This is a genomic window from Luteimonas sp. MC1828 (assembly GCF_016461615.1).
GTDB lineage: Bacteria > Pseudomonadota > Gammaproteobacteria > Xanthomonadales > Xanthomonadaceae > Luteimonas.
The window spans coordinates 16,956-32,830 of sequence record NZ_JAEMNY010000003.1 but is presented as its reverse complement, the minus strand read 5'-3'; the positions used below and the strand labels follow the sequence as shown (position 1 = coordinate 32,830).

Below are 15,875 nucleotides of genomic sequence, written 5' to 3'. Positions count from 1 at the left end.
TCAGTTCTGGACGTTCAGCTCCGTGCGGCGGTTGCGCGCGCGGCCTTCCGGGTTGTCCGAACCGTCGTCGTTGGTGTTCGGCGCGATCGGACGGCTCTCGCCGTAACCGTTCGGGCCCACCAGGCGGCCGGCGTCGATGCCGTTGCTGGTCAGGTAGTCATAGACCGTGGTCGCACGACGCTCGGACAGCGACTGGTTGTACGCGTCGGTGCCCTTCGAGTCGGTGTGGCCAGCCACTTCGACCTTCAGCTGCGGGTAACGCTTCAGGATCTCGATCGCCTCGTTGAGGATCGACACCGCGTCAGGACGCAGGGTCGCCTTGTCGAAGTCGAAGTTGACGCCCTTCAGGTCGATCGACACCGGCACCGGGCAGCCGTCCGGACCGATGGTCTGGCCAGCCTGCGAACCGGGGCACTTGTCGTCGCAGTCGTTCACGCCGTCGCCGTCGCTGTCCATGTCGGCGCAGCTCGGGGCCACCGGAGCCGGGGCGACCGGCGCGGTCGGCTCCGGACCCAGCGGGATCACGACGCCGACCGAGGCCAGCACGTCGCCGAACCAGTCTTCCTGCGGCGCAGCAACGCTGGTGTCGTCGAAGCTGGCGCGGTACGCAAGCTCGGTACGGATGCCGACGCGACCCAGGTCGCCCTGCAGGCCGACGCCAACCTTGGCGGCGAAGTTGCCGTCTTCACGCTGGCCGGGGGAATTCGGGCTCGGGAAGTTGTCGTACTCCTCCTCCGAACGCTGGTAGCCGACGCCGAACAGCGCGTAGGGGTTCCAGTTGCGCCCTTCGGTGATGAAGTGGCGGCGGGCATCGAGCGACACGCCGTACTGGCTCCAGTTGAGATCCTGGTTGGCGTCATTGTGCGGGTTCTGGTAGTTCAGCTCGGCGTCCAGCGACCACTCGGGGCTGATGAACTTGCCGACGCCCAGCGCGAGGAACGGCGCGTTGCGCGTCTCGCGGTCGTTGTCCTGCAGGTTGAAGCCAGCGCTTCCGGTGATGTACCAGCGATCGTCGAAATCCTGCGCGACCGCGGCCTGCGACACTGCGAGACCTGCCAGCAGGGCGGTGCTCAACAAGCGAATCTTCATATACGTACTCCTAAGTCCAGTCAGGAACGAATCGGGGGGTGGGAAGTGCGGGGGATCAACCACTCGGGCACCCTGACCCCTGCCAGTTGCGCCGCAATAATACACATTCAGGTGAATGTTAACCATACATTAAACCAACGCCCAGGAGCGTCCCCTGGGCGTTGGCAAAGCCGGTCAAAACGAAATCAGTTCTGGACGTTCAGCTCCGTGCGGCGGTTGCGCGCGCGGCCTTCCGGGTTGTCCGAACCGTCGTCGTTGGTGTTCGGCGCGATCGGACGGCTCTCGCCGTAACCGTTCGGGCCCACCAGGCGGCCGGCGTCGATGCCGTTGCTGGTCAGGTAGTCATAGACCGTGGTCGCACGACGCTCGGACAGCGACTGGTTGTACGCGTCGGTGCCCTTCGAGTCGGTGTGGCCAGCCACTTCGACCTTCAGCTGCGGGTAACGCTTCAGGATCTCGATCGCCTCGTTGAGGATCGACACCGCGTCAGGACGCAGGGTCGCCTTGTCGAAGTCGAAGTTGACGCCCTTCAGGTCGATCGACACCGGCACCGGGCAGCCGTCCGGACCGATGGTCTGGCCAGCCTGCGAACCGGGGCACTTGTCGTCGCAGTCGTTCACGCCGTCGCCGTCGCTGTCCATGTCGGCGCAGCTCGGGGCCACCGGAGCCGGGGCGACCGGTGCGGTCGGCTCCGGACCCAGCGGGATCACCACGCCGACCGAGGCCAGCACGTCGCCGAACCAGTCTTCGCCGTCATTGCGCTCCGGGAACGGGTCGTCGTTGAGAAGCTGCGCACGCGTGTCGTCGATGGCGACGGCCCGGTAGGCCAGCTCGGTGCGGATGCTGACGCGACCCAGGTCACCCTGCAGGCCGACGCCGAACTTGCCCGCGATCGCGCCCTCTTTTTCCTCGAACGGCGAGTTCGGGTTCGGGAAGTTGTCGGTCTCGATCTCCTCGCGCTGGTAACCGAGGCCCATCAGCAGGTACGGATTCCAGTTGCGGCCTTCCCGGATGAAGTGGCGGCGGGCATCGAACGAGATGCCGTACTGGCTCCAGTTGAGGTCCTGGTTGGCGTCGTGGTGCGGGTTCTGGTAGTTCAGCTCGGCGTCGAACGACCAGTTGGGGTTGATGAACTTGCCGACGCCCAGCGCGAGGAACGGCGCGTTGCGCGTCTCGCGGTCGTTGTCCTGCAGGTTGAAGCCTGCGCTTCCGGTGATGTACCAGCGATCGTCGAAATCCTGCGCACCGGCGGCTTGCGCCACGCCCAGCCCGCCTATCAGCATGGCAGCACAAAGCAGCTTCTTGTTCATGTCGTTATGGCTCCTTGAATCGCTTCGACGGACCTGGCGAAGACAGCGGTCGCTAGCGTATTGGGGGGAAAGGTGGCCGCCACACTGGCCACCACCGGGGCGCAGGTTAGGATCGACGGCGTGAAGACCGCGTTAACACCCAGCTAACAATTGATTGAGCCGCCGATCGCCGAGGCGTCCTTGCCGCCCCCCGCCTTTCACTGCACTGTGCGCGATCCTCACACCACGCACGCAGCATGTCCGAAGCCACGCCGTACCCGCACCTTTTCGCGCCGCTGGACCTGGGCTTCACCACGCTGCGCAATCGCGTGCTCATGGGGTCCATGCATACCGGCCTCGAGGACCATCGCCGCGACTTCCCCAGGCTCGCGGCCTACTTCGCCGAGCGCGCCGAAGGGGGCGTGGGGCTGATCGTCACCGGCGGATTCGCGCCTAATGTGGTCGGCTGGCTGAAGCCATTCGCCGGCAAGCTGAGCTGGCCGTGGGAATCGGCCAAGCATCGCCAGGTGACGTCCGCGGTCCACGCCCATGGCGCACGGATCTGCATGCAGCTGTTGCATGCAGGCCGCTACGCCTATCACCCGCTGTCGGTATCGGCGTCGCGGCTGAAGGCACCGATCAACCCGTTCACGCCGCGCGGGCTGTCGGCGCGCGGCGTCGAGCGACAGATCGCGGCATTCGCGACCTCGGCCCGGCTCGCGCGCGATGGCGGCTACGACGGCGTGGAGATCATGGGCTCGGAGGGCTACCTGCTGAACCAGTTCACGGTGGCCCGTACCAACCATCGTGGCGACCGCTGGGGCGGCAGCGTCGAAAACCGCATGCGCTTCGCGGTGGAAATCGTGCGCCAGGTGCGCGAGGCCTGCGGACCGGACTTCATCATCATCTACCGGCTGTCAATGCTCGACCTGGTGGACGGCGGCAACGACTGGGAGGCGATCGTGGCCCAGGCGCGCGCGGTCGAGGCCGCCGGCGCGACCATCCTCAATACCGGCATCGGCTGGCACGAGGCGCGGGTGCCGACGATCGCCACGTCGGTGCCGCGCGGCGCGTTCGCCGGCGTGACCGCCAAGCTGCGGCCGCTGGTGTCGCTGCCGGTAGTCGCGACCAACCGCATCAACATGCCGGACGTCGCCGAACGCATCCTGGCCACGGGCGCCGCCGACATGGTGTCGATGGCGCGCCCGCTGCTCGCCGACCCGCAGTGGGTCGCGAAGGCGCGCGCCGGCCGTCCGCAGGCCATCAACACCTGCATCGCCTGCAACCAGGCCTGCCTTGACCACGTCTTCCAGAACCGGCGCGCAAGCTGCCTGGTCAATCCGCGCGCCTGCCACGAGACCGAGCTCAACTACATCGCGTCCGCATCCCCGCGGCGGATCGCCGTCGTCGGCGCGGGACCGGCCGGACTCGCCTGCGCCACGGTCGCCGCGCAGCGCGGGCATGCGGTCACGCTGTTCGATTCCGCCGCGGAGATCGGCGGCCAGTTCAACCTTGCGCGGCGCGTGCCGGGCAAGGAGGAATTCGACGAGACCGTGCGCTACTTCCGCGAGCGCATCGCCGACACCGGCGTGTCGCTTCGCCTCGCCACCACCGCCACGCCGTCAGTGTTGGCCGGTTTCGACGCGGTGGTGCTGGCCACGGGCGTGACGCCGCGCAGCGTGGACCTGCCGGGTCACGACCATCCCAAGGTCCTCGGCTATGCCGAGGTGCTGCGCGGCGACGTCGTACCGGGGCACCGCGTGGCGATCATCGGCGCCGGCGGGATCGGCTTCGACGTGGCCGAATTCCTGGTCCACGAAGGCCCTTCGCCCAGCCTTGATCCGGCGCGCTGGATGGCCGAATGGGGCGTTGATCCCCGCTTCGCCACGAGCGGCGGCCTGGTACCAGCCCGGCCCGAGGCCCCGGCGCGCGAAGTGTGGCTGCTGCAGCGCAGCCCGGGCCGGCCGGGTGCACGCCTGGGCAAGACCACCGGATGGATCCATCGCGCGACGCTCAAGGGCAAGCGCGTGCAGATGCTCGGCGGCATCACCTACGAGCGCATCGATGATGACGGCCTGCACCTGCGCATCGGCGACGAAGCCCGCTTGCTGCCGGTCGACCATGTCGTGGTCTGTGCCGGACAGGAGTCGCGGCGCGACCTGGCCGCACCGCTGCGAGAGGCAGGATGCGAGGTCCACGTCATCGGCGGCGCGGACGTGGCGGCAGAACTCGATGCCAAGCGCGCCATCGACCAGGGCTCCAGGCTCGCGGCCGCGCTCTAGTCTGAATAGGGCACGTGGTGCAAGTGCCGGGCCGCTCCCGCGTTCACGCCACGTTTTCAAAACTCGCATTAAGGTGCGCCCACTTTCCCGCCGCGTCTTCGGCGGAACCGGCACGACACGCAACCCTGCGGGTTCGCGCCCGGGCAGCAAATGCGCCACAGAGTGCCGCCGCCCTCCCCAACACGCCATGCCGGTCCGCGACAGCGGCTTCCCGATTCCATTTGGACGGGGTGCCCCGTTGCGACCGACGCAACGGAGCAAGGAGTCGTCATGAAACTCGCCTGGATCCTGTGGCTGGCCTCAGTGCTGCCGCCACAGGCCGCGGATTCACTCTGCCTGAGCACCACGCTTTACCTCGAAGCCCGCGACCAGTCGGTCCTCGGCCAGCGCGCCGTGGCCGAAGTGGCCCTGCGTCGCACCGACAGCGGCCTGTGGGGCGACTCGGTGTGCGACGTGGTCACAGCACGCAAGCAGTTCGCGCCGACCATCGTTTCGCCGCGGACGCGCCTGACCAATACCGAAGCCTGGTCGCAGGCGGTGACCATCGCGCTGGAATCCCAGCACAACTGGGCGCTGCCCGCGGGCGAGCGCAAGGAAGTCGTGCCCGGTGCCAGCCACTTCCTGGCCCATGCGATTGCCAGCCCGAGCTGGCGCAACGCGTACCAGGTGGCGACGATCGGCGACCACACGTTCCTGAAAGTGCAGAGCCTCAAGCCGAAGACCTGATGCTGGCGCGCGTCCTGCATTGAGTGGTCGTCGGCAAGCGCGGATGATGGCGGTGTCCCCCAACCGGAGCCGCACATGAAGCTGTACACCAAGCCGGGCGCCTGCTCGACGGCCGTCCACATCGCCCTGCAGTGGGCCGGCGGCCCGTTCGAAGTCGAGATCCTCGACGGCCCTTCGATGAAGGCACCCGCCTATCTCGCCATCAATCCCGCCGGCGCGGTGCCGGCCCTCGTCGACGGCGACTTCGTGCTCACCCAGAACGCCGCGATCATGGGCTACATCGCCGACACGCATCCGCAGGCGGGCCTGGGCGGCGACGGCTCGGCGCGCGAGCGTGCCGACGCCACGCGTTGGCTGGCCTTCGTCAATTCCGATGTGCATCCGGCGTTCAAGCCGATCTTCTCGCCGGCGCGTTACGTCGGTGACGAGTCGCAACACGACGCGGTCAAGGCGGCGGCACGGAACCTGGTCCGCGGGCTGATGGAGTCTGCCGACAAGCGCCTCGCCGACAACTCGTGGCTGGCGGGCTTCCGCAGCTTTGCCGACCCCTACTTCTATATGACCGTGCGCTGGGCGCAAGGCACCGGCGTGGACATGGCCGGCCTCGACAACATCGCCGCCTTCAAGGTGCGCATGGACGCCGACCAAGGCGTGCAGGCAACACTCAAGGCGGAAGGCCTGGCCTGAGCCACGCCGCGACAGCGCACACGAGAACGGCGCCCTTGGGCGCCGTTTTCATTTCACGGATCCGGATGGGTCAGTCGCGTGCGTCGAGCGGTACCCAGGCGCGGTCTTCCGGACCGGTGTAGTTGGCGCTGGGCCGGATGATCTTGCCGTCGATGCGCTGCTCGATCACATGCGCGCTCCAGCCGCTGGTACGCGCCAGCACGAACAGCGGCGTGAACATCGCCGTCGGCACGCCCATCATGTGGTAGCTCACCGCGCTGAACCAGTCGAGGTTGGGGAACATTTTCTTGATGTCCCACATCACCGACTCGAGGCGCTCGGCGATGTCGTACATGCGCATGTCCTCGCGCTCGGCGGACAGCTCCTTCGCGACCTGCTTGATCACGTTGTTGCGTGGATCGCCGACGGTGTAGACCGGATGGCCGAAACCGATCACCACTTCCTTGCGGCCCACGCGCTCCTTGATGTCGGCCTCGGCCTCGTCGGCGCTGTCGTAGCGCTTCTGCACTTCGAACGCGACTTCGTTGGCGCCCCCGTGCTTCGGCCCGCGCAGCGCGCCGATCGCGCCGCTGATGCACGAATGCATGTCGCTGCCGGTGCCGGCGATGACGCGCGCGGTGAACGTGGATGCGTTGAACTCGTGCTCGGCGTAGAGGATCAGCGAGGTGTGCATGGCACGCACCCACGACGCCGGCGGCGGCTCGCCGTGCAGCAGGTGCAGGAAGTGCCCGCCGATGGTCTCGTCGTCGGTCTCGACATCGATGACGCGGCCGTTGTGGCTGTAGTGGTACCAGTACAGCAGCATCGAACCCAGCGACGCCATCAGCTTGTCGGCGATGTCGCGCGCCCCCGGATGGTTGTGGTCGTCCTTCTCGGGCTGCACGCAGCCCAGCACGGAGACCGCGGTGCGCATCACGTCCATCGGGTGCGCCGACGGCGGCAGCTCCTCGAGCGCGGCCTTGACCGACGCCGGGATGCCGCGCAAGGACTTCAGCTTGGCCTTGTAGCCGGCGAGCTCAGGCTTGGACGGCAGCTTGCCGTGCACCAGCAGGTAGGCGATCTCCTCGAACTCGGCGGTGGTCGCGAAATCAAGGATGTCGTAGCCACGGTAGTGCAGGTCATTGCCGCTGCGGCCCACCGTGCACAGCGCGGTGTTGCCTGCGGGCGTGCCCGACAGGGCCACCGACTTCTTCGGCTTCGGCGGGGTGGGTGCGGTATCGCTCATGCGCATGCTCCGGATCTGATAGCGGGTTTGTTGACGGGCCACCGCATGCGCGGCGGCCTCGACGCGTCACTCTTCGCTGGCGAACAACGCGTCCAGCTTGTCTTCGTAAGCGTGGTAGCCGAGATAGTCGTACAGCTCGGCGCGCGTCTGCAGGGTGTCGACGATGCCCTTCTGCGTGCCTTCGCGACGCACGGTCTCGTAGAAATTGAGCGCGGCCTTGTTCATCGCGCGATAGGCGCCGCAGCAGTACAGCGCGATGTCGACACCTGCGCTGCGCAGCTCGTCGGTGGTGAAGAACGGCGTGGAGCCGAACTCGGTGAGGTTGGCGAGGATCGGCACCTTCACCGCGTCCTTGAACCGCGCATAGTCCGCGAGCGAGTTCATCGCTTCGGGAAAGATCATGTCGGCGCCGGCCTCCACATAGGCAACCGCGCGTTCAATTGCCGCGTCGATGCCCTCGACCGCGGCGGCGTCGGTGCGCGCCATGATCACGAAGCCGGCGTCGCTGCGGCCGTCGACCGCGGCCTTGACCCGGTCCACCATCTCCGCCTTCGGCACCACTTCCTTGTTGGGGCGGTGGCCACAGCGCTTCTGGCCCACCTGGTCCTCCATGTGCACCGCGGCGACGCCGGCGCGCTCGAACGACCTGACCGTGCGCGCGATGTTGAACGCGCCGCCCCAGCCGGTGTCGATGTCGACCAGCAGCGGCAGGCCGGTGGCGTCGACGATGCGGCGCGCGTCGATCAGCACGTCCTCCATGGTGCTGATGCCGAGGTCGGGCACGCCCAGCGAGTTGGCGGCCACGCCGCCACCGGACAGATAGAGCGCCTTGTAGCCCACGCGCCTGGCCATGAGGCCGGCATAGGCGGTGATGGCGCCCATCACCTGCAGCGGGGATTCGGCGGCGACGGCGGCGCGGAATCGCGCGCCGGATGAGGTCGACTGGGACATGGCGAACCTGCGTGTTGCGGGACCGCCATTCTATCCGAGCAGGCGGCGCGGCCTTGCCCCGGGCATGCGCCGCGCCTGCTCAGCTGCCGGCGTCGGCACCGCGCTCCAGCGCGTCGCGGATCTCTTCCAGCGAGCCCGGATCGTCGAGCGTCGACAAGTCGCCGGGATCACGTGATTCGGCAAGCGCCTGGATCGAGCGCCGCAGCAGCTTGCCGGAGCGGGTCTTGGGCAGCGCAGCGACCACGTACACCCGCGCAGGGCGTGCGATCGCACCGAGCTGCTCGACCACCCTGCCCTGCATCTCCTGCGCCGCGACGGCCGAGTCCGCGGCCTGCTTGAGCGTGGCGAACACCACCGGCACCTGGCCCTTGAGCTCGTCGCTCACGCCGATCACCGCCACCTCGGCAACGCCCGGATGGCTGGACACCGACTCCTCGATCTCGCGCGTACCCAGGCGATGGCCGGCCACGTTGATCACGTCATCGGTGCGGCCAAGGATGAAGGTGTAGCCGTCCTGGTCGCGGATCGCCCAGTCCAGCGAGCTGTAGAGCAGTTCCTTGAAATGCGAGAAGTAGCTGGACAGGAAGCGCTCGTCATCGCGCCACACGGTGGTCATGCAACCGGGCGGCAGCGGCGGCTGGATCACCAGCACGCCCTTCTCGCCGGGCTTGGCTTCCTCGCCGGTGGCCTCGTCGATCACGCGCACGTCGTAGCCCGGCGTCGGCAGGCCGGGAGAGCCGAACTTCACCGGCTTCAGCTCCACGCCCGGCATCAGCGAAAGCACCGGCCAGCCGGTCTCGGTCTGCCAGTAGTTGTCGATGATGGTCTTGCCCAGGCCTTCGTTGATCCAGTGCGCGGTGGGCTCGTCGAGCGGCTCACCGGCCAGGAACAGGTACTGCAGCGCCGACAGGTCGTACTTCGTCAGCCAGGCCGGGTCCTGCTTCTTCAGCACGCGCACCGCGGTCGGCGACGAGAACATGGTGCGCACGCCGTACTGCTCGCAGATGCGCCACCAGATGCCGGCATCCGGCGTCGTGGGCAATCCTTCGTACAGGATCGTGGTCGCGCCGGCGATCAATGGCCCGTACACGTTGTACGAGTGCCCGACCGCCCAGCCGACGTCGGAGGTCGAGAACATCACCTGGCCGGCGCGCACGTCGTAGATCGACCACATCGACATCGCCAGTGCCACCGCGTAGCCGCCGACGTCCCGTTGCACGCCCTTGGGCTTGCCGGTGGTGCCCGAGGTGTACAGCAGGTAGCTCGGTTCGTTGGACTCCAGCCACTGCACCGGCACCTCGGCATCCTCGAACCGGCCGCGTACCTCGCCGTAGTCGACGTCGCGAGCCTCGGTGCGCGCATAGGGTGCGAGGCCACGGTCGACCATCAACACGCGTGCTGGCGGCGACTTCGCCTGCGCGCACGCGGCATCGACCAGCGGCTTGTAGGGAATGACCTTGCCGCCACGGCTGCCGGCATCGGCGGCGATGAGCAGCTTCGGTTCGGCATCGTCAATGCGCACCGCGAGGTTGTGCGCGGCGAAACCACCGAACACCACGGAATGCACCGCGCCGATCCGCGCGCAGGCGAGCATGGCGAACACGGCCTCGGCGATGTTGGGCATGTAGACCACGACGCGGTCGCCCCGGCCGACGTCCAGCGACTTCAGCACCGCGGCGAAGGTGCTCACCTCGCGGTGCAGTTCGCGGTAGGTGTACTCGCGCGTGCTGCCGGTTTCGCTCGACACCGCCACCAGGGCCAACTGCTCGCCGCGTTCGGCCAGGTGGCGATCGATGGCGTTGTGGCAGAGGTTGGTCTCGCCTCCAGCGAACCAGCGGCGGAACGGAGGGTTGGCGTACTCGAGGATCGACTCGGGCTGCTTGTGCCAGTGGATCGCCCGCGCCTGCTCGGCCCAGAACGCTTCCGGCTCCTCGATCGAACGACGGTGGAAATCTTCGTAACGCATGCCTGCCTCCAGTGGGTTCGAACAGCCTGGGCCGTCGCCCGCAGCGGCGCACTACGACGATGGTCCATGCCTTCGCCCGATGGTAGCCGCAGCGGTGCCGAAAACGAAGAAACCGGGCAGGCGCCCGGTTTCTTCAGCACTGCCTGGCGTGCGGCCTCAGCCCAGCAGGTGCGCCACGCCGGCGCGCTCTTCCTCGAGCTCGGCAAGGGTCTTGTCCATGGCGGCGCGGCTGAACGCGTCCACTTCCAGGCCCTCGACGCGCGTGTAGGTGCCATTCGCGGTGGTGACCGGCACGCCGTAGATCACGCCCTCGGGGATGCCGTAGCTGCCATCCGACGGCACGCCCATGGTCACCCACTTGCCGTTGCTGCCCAGCACCCAGTCGCGGATGTGGTCGATGGCCGCATTCGCCGCCGATGCCGCCGAGGACAGGCCGCGTGCTTCGATGATGGCCGCGCCGCGCTTCCCGACCTGCGGGATGAATGCGTTGGCGTTCCAGTCAGCGTCGTTGACCTTGTCCTTCAGCGACTCGCCGTTGACAGTGGCGAAGCGGTAGTCGGGATACATGGTCGGGCTGTGGTTGCCCCAGACGACCAGCTTCTCGATGTCGCCCACGGCCACGCCGGCCTTGTTGGCCAGCTGGCTCAGCGCGCGGTTGTGGTCGAGGCGCAGCATCGCGGTGAAGTTGGCCGCCTTCAGGTCCGGCGCCGACTTCATCGCGATGTAGGCGTTGGTGTTGGCCGGGTTGCCGACCACCAGCACCTTGACGTCGCGCGAGGCGACCTTGTTCAGCGCCGCGCCCTGCGCGGTGAAGATCTTGGCGTTCTCGAGCAGCAGGTCCTTGCGCTCCATGCCGGGGCCGCGCGGACGCGCGCCGACCAGCAGCGCGATGTCGGCATCCTTGAATGCGACTTCCGGGTCATCGGTGCCGACCATGCCCGCCAGCAGCGGGAACGCGCAGTCTTCCAGCTCCATCATCACGCCCTTGAGCGCGGCCTGGGCCTTCTCCATCGGCAGCTCGAGCAGCTGCAGGATGACGGGCTGGTCCTTGCCCAGCATTTCGCCCGAGGCGATGCGGAACAGGAGGGCGTAGCCGATCTGGCCGGCGGCGCCGGTGACGGCAACTCGGACGGGGGCGTTCATCGTGCGGACTCCGGGGTATGGGGTTTGTGTTGGGGAACTACTGGAGCTCGGCGAAGAACGCCTGGATGCGCTCCAGCCCAGGCGCCAGCTGCGGCGTCGGGCACGTGTAGCTGATGCGCATGCCGCGCGGCTCGCCGAAGGCCGAGCCCGGCACGCAGGCCACGCCCTTGGCTTCGAGCAGGGCCGCGCAGAACTCGACGTCGTTGTTGATCACCTGGCCGGCGTGCGACTTGCCGTAGGCCACGCTGATGTCGGGGAACGCGTAGAACGCACCCTGTGGCACCGGGCAGACCACGCCGGGGATCGCATTGAGCGCGGCCACCACCTGGTCACGCTTGGCCTGGAACTCCGCGCGACGCGCGGCGGGCACATCCTGCGGGCCCGACAGCGCGGCGACGGCGGCCGCGGTGACGATCTCCGGCAGGTTGGTGATGTGGTTGGAGTTCATGGTGGTCACGGCCTGGGCCACGACCTCGGGGCCGGCCATGAAGCCCGCGCGCCAGCCGGGCATGCCGTAGGTCTTGGACAGCGAATCCACGAAGATCACCCGGTCGCGCAGTTCAGGGCGCGCCTGCACGAAGTTGTGGTAGCCGACGCCGTCGAACACCATCGTGTTGTAGATGTCGTCGGTGATGATCCAGGTGTCGGGATGGCGGGCGAACACGTCGGCCAGCGCGCTGATCTCGTCGCGGGTGTAGACCATGCCCGTCGGGTTGGACGGGTTGTTGAACAGGAACACCTTGGGCTTCTTCGCCAGCGCCGCGTCGAGCTGCGCGGGGCTGAGCTTGTAGTCCTGTTCGGGCGGGCACGGCAGCACCTGGATGTCGGCGCCGACGATCTCGCCGATGTCGAGGTAGCTGGTCCAGTACGGCGTTGCGAACGCGAACCCGTCGCCCTCGTCCAGCAGTGCCTCGGCCAGGTTGTAGAGCACGTGCTTGGCGCCCACGCCCGTGGCGCAGTTGGCCCGGGTATAGCCGTCAAGGCCCAGCGCCTGCATGTGCGCAAGAAACGCATCCAGCAGCTCGTTGGCGCCGCGGTTGCTGCCGTACTGGCCGGAATCGTGCTCGAGCGCCTGGCGCGCGGCGGCATAGACATGGTCGCCGGGCAGGAAATTGGGGACACCGATCGAGAAGCTGATGATGTCGCGGCCTTCGGCCTTCAGACGCTTGGCCTTTTCGGCCACGACCATGATCGCGCTGGGCTTGGCACGGCCCATTCGCTTGGCGAGCTGCAGCATCGCGGAACCTCGGGAGTTGGGTGGGCTGGGCGGCGGGCCCGGGGGCCGCGCCGCGCGTATTTCAGCCGCGTATTCTAACAGCCCGGGCATCGCCGGGGCCTGCCGAGGCCGCACCAGGGCGACGCGCGGCAAGGCTGGCACGGGTCACGCGGAGAGGATGCGGTTCCACTCGGCGACGCGCTCCGGCTTGGCGGCCAGCGCGGCGTCGACATCACCCTGCACCGTCACCGAGTTGATGGCGTCGCCCTGCTTGATCGCGTCGACCACGTCCAGCCCTTCCACGACCTTGCCGAACACGGTGTGCTTGCCGTCCAGCCAGTCGGTCTTGATGTGGGTGATGAAGAACTGGCTGCCATTGGTGTTGGGGCCGGCGTTGGCCATCGAGAGCACGCCACGCTCGTGCTTCACGCCGTTGCCGGTCTCGTCCTCGAACTTGTAGCCGGGACCGCCGGTGCCGGTGCCCTGCGGGCAGCCGCCCTGCACCATGAAGTCGGGGATCACGCGGTGGAAGCTCAGGCCGTCGTAGAAGCCGTGCTTGGCGAGGTTGACGAAGCTGGCGACCGTGAGCGGGGCCTTGTCGGGGTAGAGCTCGACCTTGATCTGGCCACGGGCGGTGTCGAATACGGCATTCAGGGACATGGATGGATTCCTGGTGGAGGGATGCTGGGGCGTCGGCCCGGGGACGCGGCCGGCGGGCCGTGGCCGGGGCCAGGGCACCGTGGCGTCGATATGGAGCCGCCGGGGCGGATTCCAACACTGATGACGCCAGCGGATGGGGCTGTATACTACCGGGCTTCCCAAAACAAGGTCCCGCGCGCCCTGCCCGACAACGGCACCCAGGTGCGGCTTTCCCGATGTCCATCGAACGCCTCCGCAATATCGCCATCGTCGCCCACGTCGACCACGGCAAGACCACCCTCGTCGATTGCCTGCTCAAGCAATCCGGTACGTTCAACGAACGCACGGTCACGGCCGAGCGGATGATGGACAGCAATGACCAGGAAAAGGAACGTGGCATCACGATCCTGTCCAAGAACACCGCCATCAACTGGAATGGCAACCGCATCAACATCGTCGACACCCCTGGACACGCCGACTTCGGTGGCGAGGTCGAGCGCGTGCTGTCGATGGTCGACTCGGTGCTGATCCTCGTCGACGCCATGGACGGGCCGATGCCGCAGACGCGCTTCGTGACCCAGAAGGCGTTCGCGATGGGCTTCAACCCGATCGTGGTGGTCAACAAGATCGACCGGCCCGGCGCGCGCCCGGACTGGGTGATCGACCAGGTCTTCGACCTGTTCGACAAGCTCGGCGCCACCAACGAGCAGCTCGACTTCCCGATCGTCTACGCCTCGGCGCTGCACGGTTACGCGAGCCTGGAAGACACCGCCCGCGAAGGCGACATGACCCCGCTTTACGAAGCGATCATGAAGCACGTGCCGCCGCCCACCGTGGATCCGGACGGCCCGTTCCAGATGCGCATCAGCCAGCTGGACTACAACAACTTCGTCGGCCTGATCGGCATCGGCCGCATCCAGCGCGGCACGGTGCGGACCAACATGCCGGTGAGCGTGGTCGACCGCCACGGCAAGAAGCGCCAGGCCAAGGTGATGCAGGTGCTGGGCTTCCTCGGCCTGGAACGCGTCGAAGTCGATGAAGGCAAGGCCGGCGACATCCTCGCCCTCTCCGGCATCGCCGACCTGTCGATCTCCGACACCGTCTGCGCGCTCGACACGCCGGAAGCACTGCCCGCGCTGACCGTCGACGAGCCGACCATCAGCATGACCTTCCAGGTCAACAACTCGCCGTTCGCCGGCAACAAGGACCGCAGCGGCGGCAAGTTCATCACCAGCCGCCAGATCCGCGAGCGCCTGGAGCGCGAGACGCTGCACAACGTGGCGCTCAAGGTCGAGGAAGGTTCGGACCCGGACAAGTTCCTGGTCTCCGGCCGCGGCGAGCTGCACCTGTCGGTGCTGATCGAGACCATGCGCCGCGAGGGCTTCGAGCTCGCCGTGTCGCGCCCGGAAGTGATCATCAAGAATATCGACGGCCAGCAGATGGAGCCTGTCGAGCAGCTGGTGGTCGACATCGAGGAAGTGCACCAGGGCGGCGTGATGGAGAAGCTGGGCATCCGCAAGGGCCAGCTGAAGAACATGGAGTCCGACGGCAAGGGGCGCGTGCGCCTGGACTACATGATCCCGGCCCGCGGCCTGATCGGCTTCCAGAACGAGTTCAAGACCCTCACCCAGGGCACCGGCCTGCTGTTCCATGTGTTCGACCATTACGGCCCGAAGGAGCAGGGCGCGATCGCCAAGCGCACCAACGGCGTGATGATCGCGAACGCCGCCGGCGTCACGCCCGCCTACTCGCTGGGCCCGCTGGAAGAGCGCGGCAAGCTGTTCGCGGCCGAAGGCGACAACGTGTACGAAGGCCAGCTGATCGGCATCCACTCCAAGGACAACGACCTCACGGTCAATGCCATCAAGACCAAGCCGCTCACCAACATGCGCGCCTCGGGCAAGGACGATGCCATCAAGCTGACCCCGGCGATCAAGTACACGCTGGAGCAGGCGCTGGACTTCATCGAGGACGACGAGCTGGTCGAGGTCACCCCGAAGGAAATCCGCCTGCGCAAGAAGCACCTCAGCGAAACCGATCGCAAGCGGGCCAGCCGCGCGGCGTGAGCCACGCGCTGTTCCCCGCCTGGCGACCGGATGCCGGGGGCCGGGAGAGCCTGGCCGCGATCGCGGCCAGGCTGCAGGCCGCGCAGCCGCCCGACGGACGGCGCCTGCAGCCGCGTCGCCCGAACCAATGGCACGCCACCCTCTGCTTCATCGGTTACGAGGCCAGGCAGGCCGCGACGCCTGCCCTGCTCGACGCATTCGCGGCGGTCGCGCGGCGCATTCCCGCGCACGGGTTCAAGGTCCAACGCGTGGCGTACTGGGCGCAATCCGGCGCGGTCGTCGCCCTGCCACACGCCAGTCCCGCGCTGCAGGCCCTGTGCGACGCGACGCGTGATGCCATCCGCCAGTGCGGCATCCGGCCGGAACAGGCCACCACGCAGCCGCACGTCACTCTGGCCCATCTTCCGCGCGGCCTGCCCGCGCAGGCGTGGCTGGACGACATCGACATCGACTGCGGCGGCGACGTGATGCGCGTGGATCGTTTCGAGCTGCTGCTCAATCCCGGCGGCCACTACGAAGCCCTGGGCGACTGGCCACTGACCGGCGGGCCGCTTCCCGTCGCGCCGGAGCAGCCGCGCCTGCTGTAGAACGAGGCC

At 67.6% G+C, this 15,875-nt stretch carries 13 protein-coding genes; 5 read left to right on the top strand and 8 right to left on the bottom strand.

Annotated elements, in window-relative coordinates:
- Entirely contained in the window at positions 1-1,089 is a 1,089-nt protein-coding gene (locus tag JHB91_RS13790) for an OmpA family protein (RefSeq protein ID WP_199473270.1), read from the bottom strand.
- 185 nt (positions 1,090-1,274) lie between these two features.
- Positions 1,275-2,399, bottom strand: coding sequence for an OmpA family protein (locus tag JHB91_RS13785; RefSeq protein ID WP_199473269.1), 1,125 nt, complete (start codon positions 2,397-2,399; stop codon positions 1,275-1,277).
- A gap of 236 nt (positions 2,400-2,635) precedes the next feature.
- Here JHB91_RS13785 and JHB91_RS13780 point away from each other — a divergent pair, with 236 nt between their 5' ends.
- The 3 genes from JHB91_RS13780 to JHB91_RS13770 all read left to right on the top strand — a co-directional run bounded on the left by JHB91_RS13780 (position 2,636) and on the right by JHB91_RS13770 (position 6,073).
- Positions 2,636-4,660 carry an NADPH-dependent 2,4-dienoyl-CoA reductase gene (locus tag JHB91_RS13780; protein WP_199473268.1) on the top strand — a complete coding sequence of 675 codons (2,025 nt, stop codon included), beginning with the start codon at positions 2,636-2,638 and terminating at the stop codon, positions 4,658-4,660.
- 270 nt (positions 4,661-4,930) lie between these two features.
- Complete coding sequence (locus JHB91_RS13775; RefSeq protein WP_182825437.1) at positions 4,931-5,386, top strand: cell wall hydrolase; 456 nt, start codon at positions 4,931-4,933, stop codon at positions 5,384-5,386.
- A 75-nt stretch (positions 5,387-5,461) separates the two neighbouring features.
- Complete coding sequence (locus JHB91_RS13770) at positions 5,462-6,073, top strand: glutathione S-transferase N-terminal domain-containing protein (protein WP_199373172.1); 612 nt, start codon at positions 5,462-5,464, stop codon at positions 6,071-6,073.
- 70 nt (positions 6,074-6,143) lie between these two features.
- On the opposite strand, the gene prpC is transcribed toward JHB91_RS13770, so the two are convergent.
- The 6 genes from prpC to JHB91_RS13740 all read right to left on the bottom strand — a co-directional run bounded on the left by prpC (position 6,144) and on the right by JHB91_RS13740 (position 13,234).
- Entirely contained in the window at positions 6,144-7,298 is a 1,155-nt protein-coding gene (prpC, locus tag JHB91_RS13765) for a 2-methylcitrate synthase (RefSeq protein WP_199373173.1), read from the bottom strand.
- 66 nt (positions 7,299-7,364) lie between these two features.
- The gene (gene prpB / locus JHB91_RS13760; RefSeq protein ID WP_199373174.1) at positions 7,365-8,249 is read right to left on the bottom strand and encodes a methylisocitrate lyase; all 885 of its coding nucleotides are present in this window, start codon (positions 8,247-8,249) and stop codon (positions 7,365-7,367) included.
- Between the two features lie 79 nt (positions 8,250-8,328).
- Entirely contained in the window at positions 8,329-10,215 is a 1,887-nt protein-coding gene (gene prpE, locus JHB91_RS13755; RefSeq protein ID WP_199473267.1) for a propionate--CoA ligase, read from the bottom strand.
- A gap of 156 nt (positions 10,216-10,371) precedes the next feature.
- Positions 10,372-11,358 carry a malate dehydrogenase gene (locus JHB91_RS13750; RefSeq protein WP_199373176.1) on the bottom strand — a complete coding sequence of 329 codons (987 nt, stop codon included), beginning with the start codon at positions 11,356-11,358 and terminating at the stop codon, positions 10,372-10,374.
- 37 nt (positions 11,359-11,395) lie between these two features.
- On the bottom strand, positions 11,396-12,595 hold the full coding sequence (locus JHB91_RS13745) for a pyridoxal phosphate-dependent aminotransferase (protein WP_199473266.1): 1,200 nt from the start codon (positions 12,593-12,595) through the stop codon (positions 11,396-11,398).
- Positions 12,596-12,739: 144 nt separating this feature from the next.
- Positions 12,740-13,234, bottom strand: a complete 495-nt coding sequence (locus JHB91_RS13740) for a peptidylprolyl isomerase (RefSeq protein WP_199373178.1) — start codon at positions 13,232-13,234, stop codon at positions 12,740-12,742.
- A 215-nt stretch (positions 13,235-13,449) separates the two neighbouring features.
- On the opposite strand from JHB91_RS13740, the gene typA reads away from it, so the two are divergent.
- Together typA and JHB91_RS13730 are read left to right on the top strand one after the other, a co-directional pair.
- The gene (gene typA / locus JHB91_RS13735) at positions 13,450-15,279 is read left to right on the top strand and encodes a translational GTPase TypA (protein ID WP_199373179.1); all 1,830 of its coding nucleotides are present in this window, start codon (positions 13,450-13,452) and stop codon (positions 15,277-15,279) included.
- Positions 15,276-15,866, top strand: a complete 591-nt coding sequence (locus tag JHB91_RS13730) for a 2'-5' RNA ligase family protein (RefSeq protein WP_199473265.1) — start codon at positions 15,276-15,278, stop codon at positions 15,864-15,866. Before typA ends, JHB91_RS13730 begins: the two co-directional genes overlap by 4 nt.
- Positions 15,867-15,875: the final 9 nt, after the last annotated feature.

Coding starts and splice junctions, on each gene's coding strand:
- JHB91_RS13775 (WP_182825437.1), top strand. CDS start 4,931: ATGAAACTCGCCTGGATCCTGTGGCTGGCCTCAGTGCTGCCGCCACAG.
- JHB91_RS13790 (WP_199473270.1), bottom strand. CDS start 1,089: ATGAAGATTCGCTTGTTGAGCACCGCCCTGCTGGCAGGTCTCGCAGTG.
- typA (WP_199373179.1), top strand. CDS start 13,450: ATGTCCATCGAACGCCTCCGCAATATCGCCATCGTCGCCCACGTCGAC.
- JHB91_RS13750 (WP_199373176.1), bottom strand. CDS start 11,358: ATGAACGCCCCCGTCCGAGTTGCCGTCACCGGCGCCGCCGGCCAGATC.
- prpE (WP_199473267.1), bottom strand. CDS start 10,215: ATGCGTTACGAAGATTTCCACCGTCGTTCGATCGAGGAGCCGGAAGCG.
- JHB91_RS13745 (WP_199473266.1), bottom strand. CDS start 12,595: ATGCTGCAGCTCGCCAAGCGAATGGGCCGTGCCAAGCCCAGCGCGATC.
- JHB91_RS13770 (WP_199373172.1), top strand. CDS start 5,462: ATGAAGCTGTACACCAAGCCGGGCGCCTGCTCGACGGCCGTCCACATC.
- prpB (WP_199373174.1), bottom strand. CDS start 8,249: ATGTCCCAGTCGACCTCATCCGGCGCGCGATTCCGCGCCGCCGTCGCC.
- prpC (WP_199373173.1), bottom strand. CDS start 7,298: ATGAGCGATACCGCACCCACCCCGCCGAAGCCGAAGAAGTCGGTGGCC.
- JHB91_RS13780 (WP_199473268.1), top strand. CDS start 2,636: ATGTCCGAAGCCACGCCGTACCCGCACCTTTTCGCGCCGCTGGACCTG.
- JHB91_RS13785 (WP_199473269.1), bottom strand. CDS start 2,399: ATGAACAAGAAGCTGCTTTGTGCTGCCATGCTGATAGGCGGGCTGGGC.
- JHB91_RS13740 (WP_199373178.1), bottom strand. CDS start 13,234: ATGTCCCTGAATGCCGTATTCGACACCGCCCGTGGCCAGATCAAGGTC.